This is a genomic window from Nonomuraea sp. NPDC050733, from assembly GCF_040654215.1.
Lineage (GTDB): Bacteria > Actinomycetota > Actinomycetes > Streptosporangiales > Streptosporangiaceae > Nonomuraea.
Map to the genome: position 1 here is coordinate 441,778 of NZ_JBFAHO010000001.1, position 21,279 is coordinate 463,056.

The following is a 21,279-nucleotide window of genomic DNA, read 5'->3' on the forward strand; positions in this document are numbered from 1 at the left end:
CCCGGCCGTACCGCCCTTGACCAGCCAGGGCGCGTCCGCGCCCTCGTCCAGCTCATAGACGTCCGGCTCGGCGAGACAGCCGATCTTGGGGACGGGGACGGTCGCCTGCGGACCTCAACCCCGACCCCGAGGACGTCTAGGACGAGGCGCACCGCGAGCGGCTGCGCCGTACGGCGGCAGCACCGCCTCGGGCGTGTGATCTCTGGCCATCGGAGGGAGACACGCGGGCGCGGCGCGCTGGGCTCGAACACAGCGCGGGTGAACGCCACACCGGCATGGGCCTGATGATCGACAACCTTGGGCGCGAATGGTAATGATCTAGCTACAGAGAGTGACTGGTGGATGTGCCAGAACTCGTCGCCGTGAACAGATACGGAGATCTACATGCGGACAGCAACCACGCGAACCATCTCTCGATCCAGGCGGTCGGTCGCCGCCGTCACCACGGTCATCGGCAGCGCCCTGCTGGCCGCCATCATGGCCGCACCGGCCCACGCCGGCGAAACGCCGAACGTGCACGGCAAAGCCCACGCATCCGTGGCTGCCCCATCGGGAGGAGGCTGGGAATGGGTCCAGACCGGCCCTCTCTCCTTCAATCACCCCCTCACAGGGGCCACCCGCGCCTACGAGCGAATCTCCGAAGTCCCGGCGCTCACAATCCCCTTTCCCGGCGTGTGGGAGGTCTCGTATGGCGTCCGCACATACACGCAGAAGGGACTGTGCATAACCCCAGCAATTTTCAACAACGGCACGCTCATCCGCGGCAGTGAATCAGTGGTCTGCGTCGACAGCGCCGAGGCGGGAAGCCAGGACACCATCGGGCAGACATTCACACACACCTTCGCAGCCGGGGACGTCGTGACGCTCCACGCGTACCGCATCAGGGAGGGCGGCCACACCTCCATCCTCAGCAACGCCGACGGACGCACCCAAGTCACAGCGCACTGGGTGAGCCCCACCTGATCCGGAATCACCGACGCGTACGAGTGGTGAACTGCCGCAGGTGCATGCGCCTGTTCGCGGACGCCGAGAACGAGCCGTGCACACCCGTTCCTATGCCCTGACCTGCTCATACGACGTTGACGATCTGATGACCCAGCTCCCTCTCGCCCCTGCAGCGAGAGGAAGCACAACCACATGCGGGCCGTTGGGCCCTGGGCCCAGTTGGGTGAACCAGCGAGGCCCTCACCGGCGGAGCGGCGAGGGCCTCATCTGAAAGGCAGCCCCGACAGCGGCCTGCGCCCGGGGTGGCCCAAGGGCTTCAGAGGTGCCAGGGCGCGTCGTTGGGGGCGATGCGCCACAGGCGGTCGGAGCTGGGGTAGGCGGTGTCCAGGTGCAGGCTGTCCCAGCTGCCGTCGTTGTACCTGTTCAGCGTCATGGCCAGGTTCTTGTTGACCTTCGGCCGCCACATCCACCAGCCGGTGTACGTGCCGCCGACGACCTTTTCGGCCCGCAGGATCCACTTTTGCAGGTCGGAGCCGTCGCAGGTCTTGACGACGATGGTGGTGCCGCGTTGCGGGGCGGCGGCCGCGGGCTGCAGGCACTTGTTGGCGGCCTGGTTCCTCAGCACGGTGGTGTAGGTGTCCGCCTCGTCGGCCTGCCAGGTGGAGTCCTCCTCCCACACCTCGGTGTTGTACGTCCACCCGGGGTCGCGCAGGGTGATGGCCGTCGCCCCCTCGGCGGTGCTGTTGCTGGACAATGCCAGCCGGCCTCCGCCGGCCTTGTTGATCACATCTTTGTCGCGGACCGGCGCGGCTGAGGCCGGTGCGCCGCCGACCCCGTCGGCATGGGCGGTCGACGCGGTGATCGCGGCGCTGGCGGTAATGGCCGAGGCCAGCACGAGAACGGCGGTTTTGCGCATGTAAGTGTGTCTCCTGTGGGAAAGGGACGGCCTGCTCCTTGTGGCGGCAGGCCGCAACTGAGTCGCCACCTAGAGTATCGATCATGATACGGAGAGTAGCTGTGGCTCGATGGGTGAGTCTTATCGCGAATGGTCACCAGCATCCGGTCCGGGCGCCGAGACATTGCTGATGACGATGAAACCAGCGCCCCGGACCACCGGCCGGCGGTCGCCCGCAGGGCCTCGACGAGGCCCGTCGCCCGGATGCGCAACCCGGTGACGAAGCGCCCCCGCAGAGCCTGTTCGATCTGCGCCGGCGCCCGTTCGGGCCAGGTGACGGTGACCTTCACGGCGAATTCGTGCCGGCGCGCCAGGACGCTCACCTCGGACGGCAGCTCCGCGTGCCGGCTCTGCCAATGCTCGTCCACCAGCAGATCGATCCGCCGTGCGGGGCGCGAGGAAGTCGACGGCACAGCCGCGCGAGGGCGCCAGGGAGGTCAGCCGCCGGGTGAGGGACGGCACCTGGCCCAGTGTCCGCCGCTTCCATTCACCTTGCGCCCTTTTTGACCTCGCGGCATTTTCTTCGGCATTCATCAGATGAATGCCGCGGACACCCGAGAAGCGTCGAGGAACCATCGGATCGATGCCGGTCGTTGCAGTAAGTGAGTCGTTCGGCGGCCCACCTCAGGAGTGGCAGCATGGAAATCACCGGCATCATCTCCGCCATCATCATCGGCATCGCGATCGGCGCTCTCGGAAGGCTCGTCATTCCGGGCCGGCAGCATCTGCCGATCTGGCTCGCGATCCTGATCGGCATCGTGGCCGCGCTCATCGGCACCGCCCTCGCCGGAGCTCTCGGGGTCGCCGACACCGGCGGGATCGACTGGATCGAGCTGGCCATCCAGGTCGCGCTCGCCGCCCTGGGCGTGTTCCTGACGGAGGGCATGTACATCAGGCGCAGGAGGTAGCCGGCCGCTCCCGGGGCCTCCACCCCGGGAGCGAGGCCGTCAACCGCATGAGCGCCGCACACGGCCTGGCCAGGAGGCAGGACGCGCCCTGAGAACGGTTACGGGGCCTCTTCGGCCAGGCCGAAGGCGGTCCAGCCACCGTCGGGGAAACCGGCCGCCACGGCGACGGCGGCCGAGGCCAGGTTGTCCGGGGCGTGCATGTACGTGGGGACGGCCCCCTCGTCGAGGACCCGGTGGGCGGCCTGGGCGACGAGTGCGCGTGCCAGCCCCCTCCCCTGGGCCTGGGGGGCCGTCACGACGGCCAGCTCGTGCCCGTACGCGTCGTGGCGCTTGATCCCGACGCCCGCGAGGTGCGCTCCGGTCTCCGGGTCCCGGGCCACCAGCACGTCGCCGCCGAAGGGCCGCAACCACGCCGGGACGTGCGGGTCGTCCGCGGGGACCCACTCTCCGGCCTCGGGCAGCGGCGCGGGCCGCAGGGTCCACCGGTACACGGCGGTGAACCATCCCCGCTGCGGATACCCCACCATGGCCGGGACCTGCGGCCCCACCACGGCGAGGTCACCGTCGGCGGCGTATCGCCGCGAGACCGGCCCGGCATGCTCGGGCGGGACCGACAGGACGCCGCCTTCCGGCCCCGCCACTCCCAGGACCGGATGGAGCCTGCCGTCCCAGCCGGGCCGCGTCCGTCCCGGCTCGCCGACGATGTCGAGGCGGGAAGCGGGCGGCCACGCGCCGAGCCAGCGGGCCAGGTGCTCGCCCAGTCGTCGTTCGGGTGTCATTTCAAGTCTCCTCGCATATACGGTGCGGGGGTATAGTATCCGAACCGTACGCTTGAGAAGGGAACCCACATGCGACGCCTGACCGCACTCGACCCCGCCGAAGCGCCGGGGAGATCCCGTGAGCTGCTGGACGACATCATCGCCAGGAGAGGTGGCGTCGGTGAGATGGTCGCCACCATGGCCCACTCCCCCGCGCTGCTCCAGGGCTATCTCGACTTCTCCCGCGCGATGAAGCGGTCCAAGCTCCCCCGTGCCCTCAGCGAGAAGATCTCCCTGGCCGTACAGGAGTGGATCGGCTGCGGCCTCTGCCTCGACGCCCACACCAAGGGCGCCCAGGCGGCGGGGCTGAGCGAGACCGACATCGCCCTCGCCCGCCAGGGCACCTCCACCGACGCCCGCGAAGCGGCGCTCATCGCCGTCGCCGTCCGCGTGCTCGCCGAGCCGTCCTCGATCACCGACCAGGACGTCGCCGGCCTCCGGGCGCACGGCTGGAGCGACCGCGTCATCGCCGAACTCCCCGGCCTCGTCGCCCTCAACCTGCTGACCGGCTCCTTCAACCTCCTGGCCGGCCTCGAACCGGCCGAGCGACCGGCATAGTCCCGCCGCCCCGCTCGCCGGCCGTCCGCGCCTCCCGGCGGTGCTCGCGGAGCGCGGCACCCCTCTGCCGGACGCCTCCCGAGCCGCCAGATGTCGACGACCACGATCTCCGGCCCGGCACCGGGAAGCCGGCGCCGCGAGCGCATCACGACGTGATCGCCCTCGGCCAGTACGCGATGGATCTCGACCTGCATGCCGGCGAGCGGGACGAGCGCGGCGCGTACGGCGGCGAGCCATTCCGCCTTGGTGGACGAGGTCGAATCCGGCCGGTGATGGACCGGCCTGGACCCGCGCGGGCTCGCTCCTCGGATCGTCAACCTGGCCGAGGTGCACGCGGTGCTGCGTACCCGGATCTCGCGTCCGCTCGCCGCTGCTCCCGACCCCGAGCTCACCGCGCTCCACGAGGAGCTGCCGGCGCCCGGCGCCGAGGACGCGAGCCACCCGATCGAGTCCGAGGTCGTGATCCCGATGATCTTCAGCTTCGGCGGGCGAGAAGTGCGGCCGTTCTCGACCACGACCACGTTCGGCACCCCGATGGACATCGAGGTAGCGCCGGCCGCCGACGACAGAGACACGTCGTCGCACCCGGAAAGACCAAGAACGCACTCCGTGCCGGAGGCTGACACGATCACGGTATAGTCGAACTCGTCTAGTCGTGTTCGACCATCTGGGAGCCCTGGTGCCCGCACGCCCCCTGCGTACCCCGATGACCGTGGCCGTGCTCGGCCTGCTGGCCGAGCGGGCGCGTCACGTCTACGACATGCGCGTGGAGATGCGCGAACGCGGCCACGACCGCACCCTGAAGATCAAGAACGCGTCGTTCTACGACGCCCTGCCCCGCCTGGTCAACGCGGGCCTGATCGTCGAAGGCGAGACGATTCGCGAGGGCGCCCGGCCCGAGCGGACGATCTACCGCATCACGGAGGCAGGCGGCTCGACGCTACGAGACTGGCTGCGCGAGCTGCTCGACGGTCCCGAGGACGACACCTCCGGTTTCACGGTCGCGCTGATGTTCATGTTCGCGTTGCCCAGGACCGAGGTGATCGCCCTCCTCGAACGCCGCGCCGAGCGCATGCGGGAGCGTGTCGACGAGACCGGCCACGCGCTGGACGCCGCCGCCCGAGACGGTGTCGCGCCGGTGTTCCTGGCCGACCACGCCTTCCCTCAGGCCCTGCGCCGGGCCGAGCTCGACTGGCTGCGCGCGTTCACCACCCAGCTCCGCGACCCGGCCACGTACTGGCCCGGCCCCGGTTCCGGCTCCCCGACGAAAGACGCAGGTAAATGAGCACGTCCTCCCTTCACGAGACCAACCGCCTCCTGGCCCGCACCGTCAACATCGGCGCCGACTTCGGCGCCGCACTCGAACGAGGGTGGACGGTCCCGGTCAGCGCGCGTCATCTGGACCTGTGCCACGAGGCCGGGTTCTCCGCCGTCCGGCTGGCGACCTGCTGGGCAGCGCACACCACCGAGTCCCGGGGACGATTCACAGTGGACCCGGCGATCCTGGACAGCGTCGACCTCCTCCTCGACCAGGCCGCCGAACGCGGACTGAGCGTCGTCCTGAACAACCTGCAGGACCCCGAGCTGATGGCCGACCCACCCCGTCACCTCGACCGGCTGCTCGCCACCACCCACCAGGTCGCCGAGCGCTTCTCCGAGCGCCCCGCCCAGGTGATGCTCGAACCCCTGGCCGAGCCCCGCGGCCCCCTCGATCCTCTCTGGAACGACTACCTGCGCCAGATCCTCACCACTCTGCGCGAGGCCGACCCCGCCCGAGCCGTCGTCATCGGCCCGGCCTCCTACAACAACATGCGGCGCCTGCCCGACCTCCACCTGCCCGAGGACGACCGCAACCTGATCGTCACGGTCCACCAGTACTGGCCGATCACCTTCACCATGCAGGGCGAGACGTGGCTCGGCACCGAGACCCCGTTCGGCGACCCCGTCTCCTGGCTGGGCACGACGTGGCAGGGCAGCCACGAGGAACGCTCCGTGCTGTCCGACGCCTTCGCCGGCCTGGCGGAGTGGGCGCACGTGCACGACAGGCCGATCTTCGTCGGCGAGTTCGGCACCTCCGGCAACGCCGACCCGGGCTCACGCGCGCGCTGGGCCGCCGTCAACCGGCGCCTGGCCGAGGAGCACGGCTTCTCGTGGGGCTACTGGTCCTTCGGGCCGACCTTCGCCCTGTACGACGAGAGCGCCGGCGGGTGGGACCCCGCGCTGCTCCAGGCCCTTGGCCTCGGTCAGGCGGGCAGGGCCGGGTAGTCGGTGTAGCCGGGCCGCGTCGCCGCCGTAGAAGGCGGCTGGGTCCGCGGTGTTGAGCGGACGGCGGTGTCGGCGGGCCGATCACCGTCGCCCGCCGAACTCCCAGTCGTGCACCTCGATGTCGGCGTACCGGTCCGGGGTCAGCAGGGCGCGTGCCGCGTCCGGGTCCGGCGCCCGGACCAGCAGCGCCGTACCCAGCCAGGCGGTGCCGTCGTCGGACAGCAGCGGCCCGTAGGCGATCAGCTCGTCCAGGCCGGGCGGCGGGACGAGGTCGGCGGCCTGCCCGGAGCCGAGGCCCAGCACCAGGTACCGGTTGCCGCCCTCCCGGCCGCCGGGGAACTCCCACATGGTGCGTCCCAGCACGTTGCGCCATCGGCGCAGCACCACGTCCCGGTACACACCGGCCTGGTAGTTGGGCTCGTCGAAGACGAACGCGCGCGCGGTGGCCAGATCCGGCAGGTCGACGATGTGCACGCTGCCGGTGGCCGTGTCGCTGCCGCGGTCGAAGGTCGGGCCACGGGCGATCAGCTCCGCCGCGTACCGGTCCATGTAGGACCAGTGCTCTTCGAGCAGCTCGTCGCGCAGCGCCGCGGAGTCGGGCCGGTCACGGTGATAACAGAAGAACTCCACGCCGAGAGTACCTACCATGGGCCGCACCGACGGCTCCATGCCGGCCTGGGGCGTCTTCGGGGGTCAGGGCTTGACGAGGACCTTGAGGGTCTTGCGGTCGGCCATGTCCTGGTAACCGGCGGGGACGCCGTCGAGGGTCGTCGTGGCGTCGAAGACCCTCCCCGGCTCGATGGTGCCGTCGAGGATGTCGGGCATCAGCTGCTCGATGTAGGCCCGGACCGGCGCCGGTCCGCCGGCGAGACGCAGGTTGTGGCGGAAGAGGCTGCCGAAGCCGACCGGGGCCTCCTCGTACTGCGGGACGCCGACGCGGCTGATGACGCCGCCCGGGCGGACGACCCCGACCGCCTGCTCGTAGGCGGGCATGTTGCCGACGGCCTCCAGGACCACGTGTGTGCCGTGCCCGCCGGACAGCTCGCGGACCTGGTCGATGCCTTCCGCGCCGCGGGCGGAGACGACGTCGGTGGCGCCGAACTCCCGGCCGAGCTCGGTGCGCGCCGTGTGGCGGCCCATGAGGACGATCTGCTCGGCGCCGAGGCGCTTGGCCGACAGTACCGCCAGCAGGCCGACGGCGCCGTCACCGATCACGGTGACGCGGGTGCGCTCGTTGACGCCGCCCGCCACGGCGGCGTGGTAGCCGGTGCCGAACACGTCGGAGAGCGTCAGCAGGGACGGGATGAGGGCCGAGTCCGCCGCGACGGGGAGCTTGACGAGGGTGCCGTCGGCGAGCGGGACGCGGACCGCCTCGGCCTGGCCGCCCTCTTCCGGCTCGCCGTCCCAGAAACCGGCCTGCGGGTGGACGCACGAGGTGTGCAGGCCCTCGCGGCAGAACTCGCAGGTGTTGTCGGAGATGGCGAAGGGCGCGACGACCAGGTCGCCCTTCTTGACGGATGTCACCTCGGAGCCGGTGTCCTCGACGATGCCGATGAACTCGTGCCCCATCCGTGCGGGGCCGTCCGCCGGGGACAGCGAGCCGTACGGCCACAGGTCGCTGCCGCAGATGCAGGAGGCGGTGACGCGGACGAGCGCGTCGGTGGGCTGCTTGATGACGGAGTCGGGGACCTCCTCGACTCGGACGTCGCCGGCGCCGTACATGAGGGTTGCGCGCATCAGTTGTTCTCCGTTTCGGGTGGTGGTGGGGCAGGAACAGGGTTTGCCCAGATCAGGCACTAGTTCACTGTTGCTCGTATCAGGCAAATACGGGGCAAAGGCGGCGGTGCCGAAGTTGAACGCCGAGACGGTGAAGGCGCTGAAACGCACCGCCGCGGACGGTGAGAACGAACACCGCTGGATCAGGCCAGATCGACCCAAGGGGCCGGCGGGGCCGAGGCGAAGAAGCGGAGCAGGCCCAGGAGCCGGCCGGCTGGAGGGGCGGTCCAGTGACGTTCGCCGGGGCGCGGTACTGGATCTGCCAGGCGGCCGAGGGCCCAGATGAGGGGGAACCACAGCACGCGAGCTTCCCAGGCCGGTGTGCTCGCTGAGGTTCCCTCGCCGGTTTCCCGTCGGTAGCCGTCGAGCATGGCCGGGATGCCGGTCAGGGGCATCTTGGCGAAGTCGACAGCCGGGTCGGTCCACTGGGCGTCGCCCCAGTCCACGATCCCGTTGAGCTCGGCTGTCGTCGGGGAGACAAGGAGGTTCTGCGGGGCGATGTCGCCGTGGACCAGGGCCGAGGACGGGTCCGCGGGGAGCTGCGCCGAGAGCCGGTCGAACGGACACGGTCGGTGCCGGCGGTGGGCAGGTCGAGGCGTGCGAGATCTTGGCCGCGCGGCTCAGTCGCCACTCCCCTGCCGCACCTTGGCGTAGTGGCGGGCGGCTCGTGCCCGGTTGCCGCAGCCGGGTGAGCACCATTCGCGCCGTGGGGTGTCGCGGACGAAGTACAGGATGCAGCCTGGGCCCTGGCAGGCGCGCAGCTGGTGACACAGGGGCCCGCCGAACAGGTCGACGGCGTCCTCGGCCACGGCGGCCAGCGCCGCGGCGACAGGGCGGCCCGCGGTGCACTCCGTCGTGTGCGGCTCCGGCGTGCTGCGCAGCTCCCGCCAGCGCGGGGTACGGCCGGCGTGCCGGTTGAGGGTCGCGACCATGTCCGGATCGAGTGCGCGGTCGTTCACGGCCGCGGCGGCGAGGGTCCGTATGGCGTCCCGGAGCTCCCTGGCGAGGTTCAGGTCGTGGTCCGTCACACCGTGAAGGTCAGCGTCGGCGAGTCCGACCGCGAGACGTGGGCGCATGTCGCGCAGCCACGCGGCCAGGTGCTCGACGCTCCGCAAGCCGTCCTTGGGGCGGCCTCTCACCGCGTACGAGGTGTTGCCGAGTTCGATGGCCGGGGGTTCGCCCAGGAACGGGGCGCCGCCATCCGTCAGGTGTGCCACTTCCACCCTTCTAACGCTACCTCCAGGTTGACAGCGTTATAAACACCCTGCATATTCTAATGGAACCGGGGATTCTTAGCCGTTAGAAACGGCGCCCCCGGCAGATGGGCAGCCATGCCCGCCACCGACTTCGACCACATTCACATGGCTCCACCTGGGAGGTTCCGCATGAGCACACCTGTCCTGCAGACCGGGCACGTCGGTCTGAACGTGACCGATCTGGCACGTTCCACTGCCTTCTACCGCCAGGTCTTCGGGTTCGAGATCATGGGTGAGCAGACCGACGGCGACCGCAGATTCGCCTTCCTCGGCCGCGACGGCACCCTGCTGGTCACGTTGTGGCAGCAGAGCGGCGGCGTGTTCGCCACCGACCGGCCCGGCCTGCACCACCTGTCGTTCCAGGTGCCCGACATCGAGGCGGTCCGGCGCGCCGAGGCCACCCTGCGCGAACTCGGCGTGCGGCTCTTCCACGAGGGGATCGTCCCGCACGGCGAGGGCGCGTCCTCGGGTGGTGTCTTCTTCGCCGACCCGGACGGCATCCGCTTGGAGATCTATGCGCCGACCGGCGCGGACACCGCACCGGCGCCCATGAAGGACGCGCCGACGTGCGGCTTCTTCTGACAGAGCCAACAGACCCACCTGTGCCCGGCCGCGCGCCGCGGCCCCCGGCCACGACGGAAAGGGATCGCCCATGCTCCACCCAGGCGAACGCTCGGTACAGCGCCGCGCCGGTCTGACCGCCGACGGATGGGGGTCGGCCGGCGCGGGGGCGGCCATCCCGCCGGTGGCGGCGGAGTTCCTCGGGCAACAACGTCTCGTGGTGATCGCAGCCGCCGATGACACCGGCGCGGCGTGGGTCAGCGCGCTCACCGGCCCACCCGGGTTCATCACCGCCCCCGACGACCGCTCCGTCATCGCCGACCGGCTGCCCGGCGCCGGCGATCCGCTCGCGGGCCTCTTCGACGCCGAGCGCCAGGTGGGCATGCTCATGATCGAGCCGGCAAGCCGGAGACGGATGCGGGTCAACGGCCGGGCCTGCCGGCACGGGAGCCGGCTCCTGGTCCACACCGAGCAGGTGTACTCCAACTGCCCGAAGCACCTCCAAACCCGCACCTACGTCGACGACTTGCCCTCGGCAAGCAGGACAGCGCTCGTCACCGGTGAGCTCACCGCCGATCAACAGCAGTGGATCGGCACGGCCGACACGTTCTTCGTCGGCACGTACGCGGAGGGGCTGGGAGCCGACGCGTCACACCGCGGCGGCCACCCCGGATTCGTCGCGGTGACCGGCAGCCGCCGGTTGACCTGGCCCGACTACGTCGGCAACTCGATGTACATGACACTGGGCAACCTCGAGCTCGAGCCGCGCTGCGGGCTGCTGTTCCTGGACTGGGAGCACGGTCACACCCTGCACCTGACCGGACGCGCCCGCATCGACTGGGACCCGGCGCGGGCGGCAGAGGTGCCCGGCGCGCAACGGCTGATCGACTTCGACGTCGAACGAGCCGTCCAGATCGCCGGCGGCATCCCGCAACGGTGGTCCTTCGGCAAATACTCCCGATTCAACCCGCCGGCTGAGAGGAATGCATGATGCGCGTCCGTGTCGACATGACCTTGTGCCAGACCCACGCCCAGTGCGTGTTCGCCGCCCCTGAGGTCTTCGCCCTCGACGACGATGACGAGCTGGTGTACGAGGCCGCGCCTGCCGACGCGCTGCAGCGCGCCGTGGAGGAGGCGGCTCGCGCCTGCCCCGTGCAGGCCATCGTGCTGGACGACGACTGACAGTGGTGATGGAGGTGAGCCTGTCCCTGCCCGTCTCGGCTAGTCGGGGATACCCCGGTCCGTCATCTCGTCGAGAAGGCTGTCGAGGAGGCCCACTCGGCGTTCGGTGTGGTCGGCGATCGCGATGAGGACCACGCTCAGGTCCAGATCAGGCACTCGGGCCTGTAGGGCGCGCAGGCCCGGCCACCCCCCTCCGTGGCGATAGACGCGGTGACCGGCGTGTGAGCGGACCCCGATGCCCCAGGCGTAGTCGATGGGTGTTCCGTCGTCGAGGCGTCCAGGGGTCTGCATGAGCGCCGAGATGCCGAGTTCGTCCGCGTTGAGTGCCTGACTCCAGCCCAGCAGATCGCTGACGGTGCTCCACACGCCACCGTCGCCCAGGGACAGCGGGGCGGGATGAGGGCGGGCAAGCGGCGCGGCGCCGGGAGGTGTGGGATCGGGCCCGGGCCAGTAGCACGTATCGGCCATCGCCAGCGGAGCGAACAGCCGACGCAGGGCGAACTCGGGCAGCGGCCGGCTGACCGCCCGTTCCACCACGGCGGCGAGGCAGCCAGTGCGACAGGGCGGATTCCATGTCCAGCTCCCCCTGCCGGGCGAGCAGAGCCGCGCAGGCAGCGGTCAGCTGCTTCGACAATGAGGCCGCGTAGGTGAGCGTCGTCGCGCCCAGGGGGTCACCGCGGAGTGTCAGCCCCTGGGCCAGCAGCACGGGCGGCCGGCCACCGTGCTGTATCCCGACCACGATCGGTTCGTCGAAGCGGTAGCCCGCCCTGGCGACAAGATGCTGCAACTGGGACATGTAACCGAATCATGGCCCGAGCCGGTCAACGGCGCAGCTGCTCGTTCATGATGAGGAACGCTCCCAGGCCGTGGAAGTCGTTGACCGGCCGGGTGCGGCCGAAGTAGTAGCTCAGCGAGTCGCTGGCGTTGGTGCCCTGGCTGATGTCCACGATGTTCGTCCGGCCGGCCCCGTCCACCGACAGCTTGGCCAGCACGCCCTGATAGCCGCGTTCGGCGTGGGTCTGGTAGGAGGCGTCGACGTACCCGCGCTCGACCGCCTTGGAGATCGTGTACGTGTACATGGCCGAGCAGGACGTCTCGGTCCAGTTGGCGGGGTTCGACGGCTCGGTGACGACCTGCCACCAGCGGCCGGTCGCGGGGTCCTGCCAGCGGGCGTAGGCGGGCACGAGTTCGCGCAGGATGTCGATCAGGGCCGCGCGCCGGGGATGCGTGGCCGGGATGATCTCCAGGACGTCGGTCACGGCCATGCCGAACCAGCCCATCGCCCGGCACCAGGAGATCCCGTTCGTGTTGCCGAGCGACGGCTTGACCCAGGGCGCGGTCAGGCCGCCGGGTTCGTCGTAGGCGTGGTAGAGCAGGCCGGCTCCCGTCCCGGAGGCGCGGCGCAGGTGGCTCCAGTAGACCTCCAGCTGCCTGGCCGGTTCGGCGGCGGTGAAGGAGTCGGCCGACACCCAGGCGCCGTATCTGGCCAGGAACGGGTCCACCATGTACACGCCGTCGCCCCAGAGCTGGCCCTGGCGCGAGTCGGAGGTCGAGTGCCACCAGCCGCCGTCGGAGGTGCGCGGATAGGTGTTCAGCCGCTTCCTGATCTTGGCTGCGGCGGTGCGGTAGCGGGCCTGCCCGGTCTCGCGGTACAGGGCCAGCAGGACGTTGCCCGCCTGCATGCTGTCCAGGTTGCCGAAGCTCTGGGCGATGCCGCCGGAGGAGTCGACGAACCGGTCGGCCCAGTCCTTGATGTAGGCCAGGTAACGGGGCTCGCGGGTGCGCTGCCACACCAGGTACTGGCCCCACAGGTAGAGCCCGGTGGTGTAGCCCCAGCCGCCCAGCGTGCCGGGCGTGTGTCCGGCCATGGTCGAGTCGACCACGGCCCGCGACCAGTCGATGGCCGAGGTGCCGCTCTCGTCTGAGGTGGTGGCGGCGGGGGCGGAGGGAAGAAGAAGCGCCCCGGCGGCGACGACGGCGACCGCCCTGTGTCGGATTCTGAACGGCACGGTCTTCTCCTTCTGCCGAAGCGTGTCGAGCACAGGTCCGATCTCATTCCCCCTTATAGCCATACATCGGCGGCAAACATCTGTCCATCGCGGCTGTACATCCGATGTCTCTTCGCCATGTACCAGACCGACTCCGACGCGCGGCAGGACGGCGCGGCGTTCCGACGCCACCCGTGCTCACCGCTTGGGCGGCCTGCGGCAGATGATCGACTCGTCCCCCTTCCCGGAGAACGCCATGATCAGCAGACGTTGGCCGCCCTCGTGCTGTCCCTTCCATCTGAACCAGTCGTAGTGCACGCGGATCCGCTAGTGACCCGCTCGGCCGTCGAGTGACAGGTCGGGGAACTCCGTCCCGCTCCTGTCGTCCCTGAGCACGATCCCGCCGGTGCGGCTTTTGTGGCCGACCTCGGCGACGTGGTCCCAGCCCTTGGTCTCCACCGCCGGTCGGCCGGCTCAGCGGACCCGGTCGTACACCATGGCGATCTCGCCCAGCTCGCCGGTCTCGTGGTGGGTGAGCGTCCACTTCGAGGCCGGCAGGCCGTCGTCGAACAGGCGCTGACCGCCTCCGGTGATCTCGGGGCAGATCATGAGGTACAGCCGGTCGAGCAGGTCCGCCGACAGGAGCGGCTTGATGACGCTCGGGCTGCTGTTGACGAGGATGTCGCCCGTACCGGTGGCCTTGAGGTCGGTGACGACGTCCGCGGCGGGGGCGTTCACAACGCGGGTGTGTTCCCACGGGGCTTCGGTCAAGGTGGTCGAGAGGACCACCTTCTCCGTGTCGACCAGCCACTTGGCGTATCCGCGATCACGCGGATCGGCGTTCTCGTCCGCGGCGACCGACGGCCAGAACCCCATGAATCCCTCGGCATTGATCCGGCCGAGCAGCGCCGTCGTCGCGCCCTCCCAGATGCGGGTCATGTGGTTCCGCGCGACCTCGGTGACCACGTAGGGGGCGAACGCCCCGAAGTCGCTGGGCCCGCCGGGGCCGTGGTAGCGCCCGTCGAGGGAGAGGCTGAGGTTCGCGGTCACCCTGCGACCGGTCGGGTTCGTCATCTCGTGCTCCTTGTATCAGTGTCGTGCTCGGGGTCGTGCAGGTTCGCGGCGAGGGTCGCCGCGAGCTTGTCGAGGCTCTGGCCGAAGCCGATCTCGATGCCCGCGATGAAGTCCGCGGAGCCGACGGTGCTGTCGGTGATCCGCCAGTGGACGTCGAGGTCTGTGCCCGTGCCGGTGGGCCGGAGGCCGAGGTCGACGTGAGAGGTGAAGGCGAGGCTCCCGTCGGGAAGCAACGGGGAGAGCCGGTACGTGAGGCGCTCCCCCGGGCGTACGTCGTCGACGACGCCCTCCGCGCGGCCGGCGACCACGTCGGAGCCGTCGGCGTCCTCGGCGTCGCGGTACTCGTGGATGATCCGCCCACCTGGTCGAGCCTCGAACACGAGCTCGGAGACGCGCAGGTCGTCAGGCGTCCACCAGCGGACGAGCAGGGGCTCCTCGGTGAGGTGGCGCCAGACCAGCTCGGGGCGCCCCGGCAGCGACCGGGAGAACCTGAACGAGCGGCCGTCGGCCCACCCCGGCTCCTTCGCGGCGAACCGCTCCGCGTCGAGGCTGAGCCCGTAGCGGTCGTACGTCTCGCGTGGGCCGCCGGCCTGGTCGGCGGTGTCGGCGAGCCGTCCGAGTGCGGCTGCCAGGTCTCGCAGGGGGGCGGACTGCAGCGCGTAGACGCGGCGCTGGCCGGTGCGGTGGGAGGTGACGAGGCCGGCGCGCTCAAGGGTCTGCAGGTGCTTGGTCGTCTGCGGCTGGCGCGCCTGGGCGAGCTGGGCGAGGACGCCGACCGGCCGGGGTCGCTCGGCCAGCAGGCTCACGAGCCGCCAGCGGGCCGGATCGGCCAGTGCGGTGAGGAGTGCGTCCATGGAGAGAAGTATTCTCCACAACGAATATTCGTGTCAAGGAATATCTGTGGCCGTTCCTCCGCGGGGGGAGCGTGACCTCCACCGCCCTCGTCGGTCAGGCGCGGCCGGCCAGGTCGTCGGTGGGACGGGGGGCCACGAGCAGGGCGGCGACCAGGCAGGCCGCGGCCGCGGCGAGGGCGATGATCAGTCCGGTGCGTTCCGCCGGAGCGGTGAGCAGAAGCCAGCCGAAGACGGCGGTGCCGAGGGAGCCGCCGAGTTGGCGGGCGAAGGTCAGCGTGCCCATGGTGGCGCCGATCTGGTCCGGCCGGGCGCGCCCCTGGGCGATCAGCGTGTACGCCTGCATGGAAAGACCGAGCGCCGCACCGGCCAGAGCCATCCCCGCGGTGGCGACCACAAGACCGAGAGGGCGCGGAGCGCCGTGAAGCGCCGGCAGGACGGCCAGGGCCGTCATGCCGGCGGCGCCCATCGCGAGGGCGAGGTAGCCCCAGCGCGGCATGGCGGGACGGCGGCGGGCCAGCACCGAGAACGTGATCGTGGCGGCCAGTTGGCCGCCGGTGAGCGCCAGCAGCAACAGGCCGGTCGTGCCGCTGTCCGCTCCGGTCCCTTCCTGGACGGCCAGAGGGATGAACGGGAACGTGCCGAACAGCGCGATCCCAGCCAGGCCGGTCGAGGCGATGCTGCGGGCGACCCCGCGGTCACGGAAGAGCGAGGGCGGGATCAGTGGCGCGGCGGCGCGGCGCTCGACCCTGAGGAAGGCGCCCGCGCAACCCGCGACGGCCACGAGCACGGCCGCCGCGCCCGGGGCGTTGTGAGCCAGGGACTCGGAGGCGCCGAGGGCGACCACGCCGCTGCCCCCCGCGGTGATGAGCAGGGTGCCGGTCCGGTCGAAGGTGACGCCGGCCTGATGTCGCGGCTTTCCGGGGACTCCAGGCGAGAGGAGCGCGGCGGCGGCGCACAGCGGGAGGTTGACCAGGAAGATCCAGCGCCAGCCGGGACCGGCGGCCAGCAGGCCGCCGAGCGGAGGTCCGGCCAGTGCGGACAGCGCGAGGACGCCGGTCAGATATCCCTGGCGTCGCACCATCTCCTCGCGGGCGAACAGCTGCGCCAGGGCGCTGATCGCGGTGACCACCAGACCGCCCCCGCCGATGCCCTGGACCGCCCGGGCAGCGACGAGCATCGGCATGGACGGTGCCAGGGCGCAGCCCAGGGAGCCCAGGGCGAACAGCGCGAGAGTCCCGCGGAAGAGGGCGCGGCGGCCCAGCAGGTCGCCGAGCCTTCCGTGGACAGGGGTGGAGACGGTGACGGTGAGCAGGTAGACAGCGGTGACGCCGGCGACGGCACTGCCGGCTTCCAGGTCGGAGGTGATGCTCGGCAGCGCGGCGACCACGATGGTGGTGTCGAGCTGGGCCATGAGCATGCCCAGAAGCAGAGCGGCGAAGGCGAGCCGTGTTCCGCGCGACGGCCGGGCTGTGACCGTCCGAGTAGACGTGTGCATATCGCACACGTTAAAGTGCTTGCGTATCGCACGCAACTAGGAGTGGTCATGCCCGAACCCCCGGCCCAGGACGATCACGCCACCGACCCGGAAGATCCCTCCCGCGCCCACCTCGGCCGGTCGGCGAGAGTGACCAGGCGCGCGCTGAGCCGCGATGCCGCCTTTGGAACTGCCGGTGGCGGCAGTGCCTCGGAGCGTACGGCTGGGGGAGCCGGTGGGAGGTGGGGCAGCGGCGGCAGGTCCGGGAACAGATGGGCGCGGCGGGCAGGTCGAGGTAACGCTTCATCCGCGGCGGGTACGGCTGCTCTTTGCCCGGATAGATGCTATGCATATCGACCAGCTGGACCAGGCGATCGCCGACCCACAACGTGTCGTAGCCAAGCTCCTCGATCCCATGGCAGAACGCGCTCAGGCCAGCGGAGCTGCTGATAGCGGGCCCGACCATGGGAAGCGTGAAACCAAGCTTCATTGGCCAGATTTTCGGTGATCCGTCGACCGTCCGCTCAGACGGGAAGTCCGGTGATGCTGAGGGCGAAGTCCAAGTTCCCCACCCCATGGTTGGCGAGGCCCACCGTGACCACGCCCGCTCCTTCCAGCCAGTGCGCCATTTTCAGGCCACCGACGTCCAGCGGGCGCAGCCCGAGGCTCTCGATGAACGCCTCCACACTTGCCTTGGCCTGCGCATTGTCGCCGGCGATGAAGACGTCGGGCCGACCCTTCTCCAGGACATGACGGAAGATGGTGTTGAACGCCTTCACCACGCTGGCGCTGGCCGGGGCCGCCTTGGCGACTTCCTGCGCGATCGAGGTCTCCTCGCGGTGCGCCAGCCCGTCGAACGTGGAATTGAAGGGATTGCTGATGTCGACGATGACCTTGCCCGCGAGGGCGTCTCCGTACTGGGCGACGACCGGCACGACGCCGTCGTACAACAGGGCCACGATGACGATGTCCCCGGCCGGGGCGGTGCCCCATTCTCCCGTCGTGGCGCCGCCGCCGAGAGCCTTGGCCAGGTCAGCGGCCTTGGACTGATCGCGGCCCATGACCTCGACGGTGTTGCCGCCCGCTACCGCCCGCGCGCCGATGGTGCGGGCCATGTTCCGGTGCCGATGATGCTGATGTTGCTCATGAGATGTCCTGCCCTGGTGGTGGTTGTTCGGTTCAGATGGCGGTGGTGCCGCCGTCGGCGACGAGTTCCATGCCGTTGACGTAGCTGGAGTCGTCGGAGGCGAGGAAGAGGGCGGCGGTGGCGATTTCGTCGGGGCGGCCCATCTGGCCGCGGGGGATGAGGGACTCGAACTGACGCTTGGTGGCCTCGTCGAAGAGTTCTTCCTGCTTGGCGGTGGCGACCTGGCCGGGGGTCAGGACGTTGACGCGGATGCGGCGGTCCTTGAGCTCGTTGAGCCAGACGCGAGCCCAGGCCTGCTGGACGGCCTTGCTGCCGGCGTAGACGCTCCAGCCGGGGAAGGCGCCGAGGGAGGCGTTGGAGCCGGTCATGAGGATGGAGCCGCCGTCGTTGAAGAGCGGGAGGGCCTTCTGGACGGTGAACAGGGTGCCGCGGGCATTGAGCCCGAACCAGGTGTCGAACTGGGCCTCGGTGATCTCGCCGAGCGGGGCGGGCTCGCCCCCGCCTGCGCTGGCCCACAGCACGTCGAGGCTGCCCTTCTCCCGCTTGACGGTGTCGTACAGGCGGTCCAGGTCGTCCAGGTCGGCGGCGTCGCCCTGGACGCCGGTGACGTTGCGGCCGATCTGCTTCACGGCCTCGTCCAGGGCGTCCTGGCGGCGACCGGTGATGAAGACGTGCGCTCCCTCGTCGACGAACAGCTTCGCGCCGGCCAGCGCCATGCCGGTGGTGCCGCCGGTGATGACCGCCACCTTGCCGTCAAGCTTTCCCATGTTGCTCCTTCAGGTCGATGGTGCCGTGCGCACCTGGGATGACGGAGTTATGTACACCGTCCTGTGTGCTTACGGTACGGGGCGTGCGGCCGGAGCGCAAACTATGTACACCGATCGTTACCCAGATCGGATACCATGGACCCATGTCGGAGTTGGAGAAGGGCCCCCAGGGCCGCCGCCGCGGCCGGGGCGCCCGCGAGCGCATCCTCGGCGCGTCCCAGCAACTGTTCCGCGAGCAGGGCATCAACCGCACCGGCATGGACCAGCTCTGCGCGGCGGCCCAGGTGTCCAAGCGGACGGCCTACCAGCACTTCACCGGCAAGGACGAACTCGTCGCCGAGTACCTGCGCCGGTTCGACCCCTCCGTTCTGTCCGGCGTGTTCGACCGCACCGACCTCACTCCCCGCGAACGGCTCCTCGCCGCCTTCGACATACCCCCCACCACTCCCCTGTGCCCCTACATCGCCGCCGCCGTCGAACTCCACGACCCCCAGCACCCCGCATCCCAGTACGCACGCGACTACAAGAAAGCGGTCGCCGCGCGGCTCGCCGACACCGCCCGCGAAGCCGGCGCCGCCGACCCTGAACAGCTCGGCGAGCAGCTCGCACTGCTCATCGACGGCGCCGCGGCCCGCACCCGGGTCCTCAACGCCGACGCCTTCCCCACCGCCGCCGCCATCGCCGCCGTCCTCATCGACAACGCCATCCCCGCCACAGCCGGCGATGACCGGCGACGGGAGGAAGTGTCAAGTTGACTTGGCACTCCGCGACCGGGCTGGACGCGCTGCCGGTCGCGCGGCTGCACCCCTGGTACGCGACACCAGCCGCCAGGCACCCGGCCCGGACCCGCTGGGGCCGATCTGCTCGCTGATCGACGCCGGGTCCGAACGCCGGTTGCACGCGTTTCAGGCCGTCCTCGCCGACATGGGTCTAAACGTCTCGTCTGAGCTGTCCGGCAGAGCGCTGAGGCTGTTCAGTACGCTGACCCTTCTGCGCGACCCCGCCGGCGCCCGGGCCCGGCGGGGCTTCTTCTACCCCGAAACACGAGGACCGATGGTGGAGATGCCGATCGGAAGAGCAAGACCTCCGGGCCGTTCAACAAGCCCGTCGATCCCATCGTCGGCCAGCTCATCGAGGCGTGGAAGCTCGCCCGCCCACTCCAGCCTGACATCGAGGACTGCAAGACCCGGCGGCGCCGCCAGCACCCGTTCACCTACCGCGGCCGGCTGATCGGGTCTTCCTACCTCAACGAAAAGATCCTTCCCGCGCTGTGCCGCAAGGCCGGAATCCCGGAACAAGACTCCCGCGGAGCCCTCACCAGCCACCGTGCGCGAACCACCATCGCCACCCAACTGCTCGACGCACGCGAACCGCTGTCTCTAGCCGACGTGCGGCAGTGGCTCGGGCACAAACACCCCGCCACCACCCGGCGGAACGCCGCGATCCTGCAGCGCACCCTGGCCGCCGCCTAGCGACTACTTCGCCCGCAATGTCCGGACTATCGAAGTCCTCATCGACCGCGAGAGCATCCTGTGCGGCGCCGCCGACGCACCGCCTGGCCTGCGCCCGTTGTCACTTCTACCTGCCCAGGCAGTCCCACGCCGGGCAGTTGCTGGCGGTCAAGGAAGACATCGAGCAGATTCTGGAACAGCTCGACCTCACCGACGACGAACGCCAAGCCCTCGAGGGCGACCGCCCACCGGGGTGGCCTTCATCTCGCTGACGACTCCACGCGACAGTCTCCCCGGAGGATCGTCATGAGCCCCGTCGTGCGGAGGTTGCCTCAGTCATCCTGGCGAAAGATGATCGCGGCGCCCAGGGCGGCATCGGCGGGCACGAACATCTCTCCGGTACCGGTGTGGGTGACCGGGATGTCGTTGTCGCGCAGGAGCCGCTCGGTGGCGGCGATGTCGCGTACGGACACCGTGTAGGCGACGAACGCCGGCAGGGCCGCCGGGCGTTCACCTGGCAGCAGGCCGGCGAGCGCCGATGCGGCCACGATGGTGATGTTCGCCCGGTCGAAACGCGTCACCTGGCCGTCCCGTGCCTGGCCGAAGTAGGTGCCGTAGCGGTGCTCAAGCTCGGGCAACGCCGAGTCGGCGACGCACAGCACGCATTCGACCAGCCCGATGGCGCCGTTGGGATGGTCGGTGTGCTGCTCGCCCTCCAGTGCCTCGACCGGAGTGTTCTCGGCGAATCCGATCCTGCCTTCCGGCACCCGCCCAGCAGGCAGATGGGGATGGGAGATCTCCAGGTAGCGGGCGGGCTCCATCTTGGTCCCGGTGCTGGTCTCGACGGGTCGCTGGATGGCGTGCACGCCGCCGTGGCTGACGTCAGCGGCGGTCAGCCGCGCGGCGACGCTGTCGATGTCTGGCGTATCGGCGATCATGATGTGAATGCCCTGGAAACGCTGGAGCAAGAACGTGATGTTGGCGGCGGTGGCACGGATGGCCGCTGTCAGCCCCGGCAGTTTGTCATCGGGCACCTGCAACGGGATGGGTCGGGCTTCGTCGGGCATGCGGCCGGTGTCGTCGATGACGGCTACCAGTTCGATGAAGTTGCGGGGGAAATACACATGGGTGTTGGCCACGCCGAACGGTTCGGCGTGGCCTCCCGCGACGCGCGGGAGGACGGGATAGGCGGGTGCCGGCATGGTGAAGCCGAGCCGGCGGTACCGCTCCATCGCCTGGTCCATGTCTTGCACGATGTGCCCGACGTGATGCAGGCCGTTGATGTCGTCGCCCATGACGG

Annotated in this window: 23 protein-coding genes and 2 pseudogenes; 10 read left to right on the forward strand and 15 right to left on the reverse strand. The window is 70.1% G+C overall.

Annotation, left to right across the window (positions count from 1 at the left end):
- Window positions 1-384: 384 nt before the first annotated feature.
- Entirely contained in the window at window positions 385-963 is a 579-nt protein-coding gene (locus AB0H64_RS01990; RefSeq protein WP_357618982.1) for a hypothetical protein, read from the forward strand.
- A 298-nt stretch (window positions 964-1,261) separates the two neighbouring features.
- Here AB0H64_RS01990 and AB0H64_RS01995 read toward each other — a convergent pair whose 3' ends face one another.
- The gene (locus AB0H64_RS01995) at window positions 1,262-1,861 is read right to left on the reverse strand and encodes a hypothetical protein (protein WP_357618985.1); all 600 of its coding nucleotides are present in this window, start codon (window positions 1,859-1,861) and stop codon (window positions 1,262-1,264) included.
- Window positions 1,862-2,538: 677 nt separating this feature from the next.
- On the opposite strand from AB0H64_RS01995, the gene AB0H64_RS02000 reads away from it, so the two are divergent.
- Window positions 2,539-2,808, forward strand: a complete 270-nt coding sequence (locus AB0H64_RS02000; RefSeq protein WP_357618988.1) for a GlsB/YeaQ/YmgE family stress response membrane protein — start codon at window positions 2,539-2,541, stop codon at window positions 2,806-2,808.
- A gap of 98 nt (window positions 2,809-2,906) precedes the next feature.
- On the opposite strand, the gene AB0H64_RS02005 is transcribed toward AB0H64_RS02000, so the two are convergent.
- On the reverse strand, window positions 2,907-3,587 hold the full coding sequence (locus AB0H64_RS02005; RefSeq protein ID WP_357618991.1) for a GNAT family N-acetyltransferase: 681 nt from the start codon (window positions 3,585-3,587) through the stop codon (window positions 2,907-2,909).
- A gap of 69 nt (window positions 3,588-3,656) precedes the next feature.
- On the opposite strand from AB0H64_RS02005, the gene AB0H64_RS02010 reads away from it, so the two are divergent.
- The 4 genes from AB0H64_RS02010 (at window position 3,657) to AB0H64_RS02025 (ending at window position 6,449) form a co-directional block, all read left to right on the forward strand.
- On the forward strand, window positions 3,657-4,184 hold the full coding sequence (locus tag AB0H64_RS02010; protein WP_357618994.1) for a carboxymuconolactone decarboxylase family protein: 528 nt from the start codon (window positions 3,657-3,659) through the stop codon (window positions 4,182-4,184).
- Between the two features lie 336 nt (window positions 4,185-4,520).
- Window positions 4,521-4,823, forward strand: a complete 303-nt coding sequence (locus tag AB0H64_RS02015) for a hypothetical protein (RefSeq protein ID WP_357618997.1) — start codon at window positions 4,521-4,523, stop codon at window positions 4,821-4,823.
- A 40-nt stretch (window positions 4,824-4,863) separates the two neighbouring features.
- Window positions 4,864-5,469 carry a PadR family transcriptional regulator gene (locus AB0H64_RS02020; RefSeq protein ID WP_357619000.1) on the forward strand — a complete coding sequence of 202 codons (606 nt, stop codon included), beginning with the start codon at window positions 4,864-4,866 and terminating at the stop codon, window positions 5,467-5,469.
- Window positions 5,466-6,449 (forward strand): cellulase family glycosylhydrolase, encoded by a 984-nt coding sequence (locus AB0H64_RS02025; protein WP_357619003.1) that lies wholly within the window; start codon window positions 5,466-5,468, stop codon window positions 6,447-6,449. Before AB0H64_RS02020 ends, AB0H64_RS02025 begins: the two co-directional genes overlap by 4 nt.
- Before the next feature lie 81 nt (window positions 6,450-6,530).
- Here AB0H64_RS02025 and AB0H64_RS02030 read toward each other — a convergent pair whose 3' ends face one another.
- The 4 genes and pseudogenes from AB0H64_RS02030 to AB0H64_RS02045 form a co-directional block, all read right to left on the reverse strand.
- Window positions 6,531-7,097: a YciI family protein gene (locus AB0H64_RS02030; RefSeq protein ID WP_357619006.1), complete on the reverse strand. Its 567-nt coding sequence runs from the start codon at window positions 7,095-7,097 to the stop codon at window positions 6,531-6,533.
- A 45-nt stretch (window positions 7,098-7,142) separates the two neighbouring features.
- Window positions 7,143-8,186, reverse strand: a complete 1,044-nt coding sequence (locus AB0H64_RS02035) for an alcohol dehydrogenase catalytic domain-containing protein (RefSeq protein ID WP_357619009.1) — start codon at window positions 8,184-8,186, stop codon at window positions 7,143-7,145.
- A gap of 182 nt (window positions 8,187-8,368) precedes the next feature.
- A pseudogene (locus AB0H64_RS02040) lies at window positions 8,369-8,773 on the reverse strand (phosphotransferase); the annotation flags it as partial.
- 72 nt (window positions 8,774-8,845) lie between these two features.
- Window positions 8,846-9,448, reverse strand: a complete 603-nt coding sequence (locus AB0H64_RS02045; protein ID WP_357619011.1) for a CGNR zinc finger domain-containing protein — start codon at window positions 9,446-9,448, stop codon at window positions 8,846-8,848.
- Window positions 9,449-9,610: 162 nt separating this feature from the next.
- On the opposite strand from AB0H64_RS02045, the gene AB0H64_RS02050 reads away from it, so the two are divergent.
- From AB0H64_RS02050 to AB0H64_RS02060, 3 genes are all read left to right on the forward strand, one after another.
- Window positions 9,611-10,063 carry a VOC family protein gene (locus AB0H64_RS02050; protein WP_357619013.1) on the forward strand — a complete coding sequence of 151 codons (453 nt, stop codon included), beginning with the start codon at window positions 9,611-9,613 and terminating at the stop codon, window positions 10,061-10,063.
- Between the two features lie 70 nt (window positions 10,064-10,133).
- Entirely contained in the window at window positions 10,134-11,033 is a 900-nt protein-coding gene (locus tag AB0H64_RS02055; RefSeq protein ID WP_357619016.1) for a pyridoxamine 5'-phosphate oxidase family protein, read from the forward strand.
- Complete coding sequence (locus AB0H64_RS02060; protein ID WP_357619019.1) at window positions 11,030-11,224, forward strand: ferredoxin; 195 nt, start codon at window positions 11,030-11,032, stop codon at window positions 11,222-11,224. The genes AB0H64_RS02055 and AB0H64_RS02060 overlap by 4 nt, the downstream gene beginning before the upstream one ends.
- A gap of 39 nt (window positions 11,225-11,263) precedes the next feature.
- On the opposite strand, the gene AB0H64_RS02065 is transcribed toward AB0H64_RS02060, so the two are convergent.
- The 8 genes and pseudogenes from AB0H64_RS02065 to AB0H64_RS02100 all read right to left on the reverse strand — a co-directional run bounded on the left by AB0H64_RS02065 (window position 11,264) and on the right by AB0H64_RS02100 (window position 18,528).
- Window positions 11,264-11,761, reverse strand: coding sequence for a serine hydrolase domain-containing protein (locus AB0H64_RS02065; RefSeq protein ID WP_357619022.1), 498 nt, complete (start codon window positions 11,759-11,761; stop codon window positions 11,264-11,266).
- Between the two features lie 43 nt (window positions 11,762-11,804).
- Window positions 11,805-12,020: pseudogene (locus AB0H64_RS02070) on the reverse strand (hypothetical protein); the annotation flags it as partial.
- A gap of 25 nt (window positions 12,021-12,045) precedes the next feature.
- A complete protein-coding gene (locus AB0H64_RS02075) occupies window positions 12,046-13,233 on the reverse strand; it encodes a glycoside hydrolase family 88 protein (protein ID WP_357619025.1) in 1,188 nt (395 codons plus the stop codon).
- A 453-nt stretch (window positions 13,234-13,686) separates the two neighbouring features.
- Entirely contained in the window at window positions 13,687-14,286 is a 600-nt protein-coding gene (locus AB0H64_RS02080; RefSeq protein WP_357619029.1) for a dihydrofolate reductase family protein, read from the reverse strand.
- Window positions 14,283-15,140, reverse strand: a complete 858-nt coding sequence (locus tag AB0H64_RS02085) for a metalloregulator ArsR/SmtB family transcription factor (protein WP_357619032.1) — start codon at window positions 15,138-15,140, stop codon at window positions 14,283-14,285. The genes AB0H64_RS02080 and AB0H64_RS02085 overlap by 4 nt, the downstream gene beginning before the upstream one ends.
- A gap of 94 nt (window positions 15,141-15,234) precedes the next feature.
- Window positions 15,235-16,635, reverse strand: coding sequence for an MFS transporter (locus AB0H64_RS02090; RefSeq protein ID WP_357619035.1), 1,401 nt, complete (start codon window positions 16,633-16,635; stop codon window positions 15,235-15,237).
- A gap of 503 nt (window positions 16,636-17,138) precedes the next feature.
- On the reverse strand, window positions 17,139-17,729 hold the full coding sequence (locus AB0H64_RS02095; RefSeq protein WP_357619038.1) for an NAD(P)-binding domain-containing protein: 591 nt from the start codon (window positions 17,727-17,729) through the stop codon (window positions 17,139-17,141).
- Window positions 17,730-17,793: 64 nt separating this feature from the next.
- A complete protein-coding gene (locus AB0H64_RS02100) occupies window positions 17,794-18,528 on the reverse strand; it encodes an SDR family oxidoreductase (RefSeq protein WP_031067588.1) in 735 nt (244 codons plus the stop codon).
- A 143-nt stretch (window positions 18,529-18,671) separates the two neighbouring features.
- On the opposite strand from AB0H64_RS02100, the gene AB0H64_RS02105 reads away from it, so the two are divergent.
- Window positions 18,672-19,283: a helix-turn-helix domain-containing protein gene (locus tag AB0H64_RS02105; RefSeq protein WP_357619042.1), complete on the forward strand. Its 612-nt coding sequence runs from the start codon at window positions 18,672-18,674 to the stop codon at window positions 19,281-19,283.
- A gap of 1,028 nt (window positions 19,284-20,311) precedes the next feature.
- Here the strand turns inward: AB0H64_RS02105 and AB0H64_RS02110 are convergent.
- Complete coding sequence (locus AB0H64_RS02110; RefSeq protein ID WP_357619045.1) at window positions 20,312-21,274, reverse strand: VOC family protein; 963 nt, start codon at window positions 21,272-21,274, stop codon at window positions 20,312-20,314.
- Window positions 21,275-21,279: the final 5 nt, after the last annotated feature.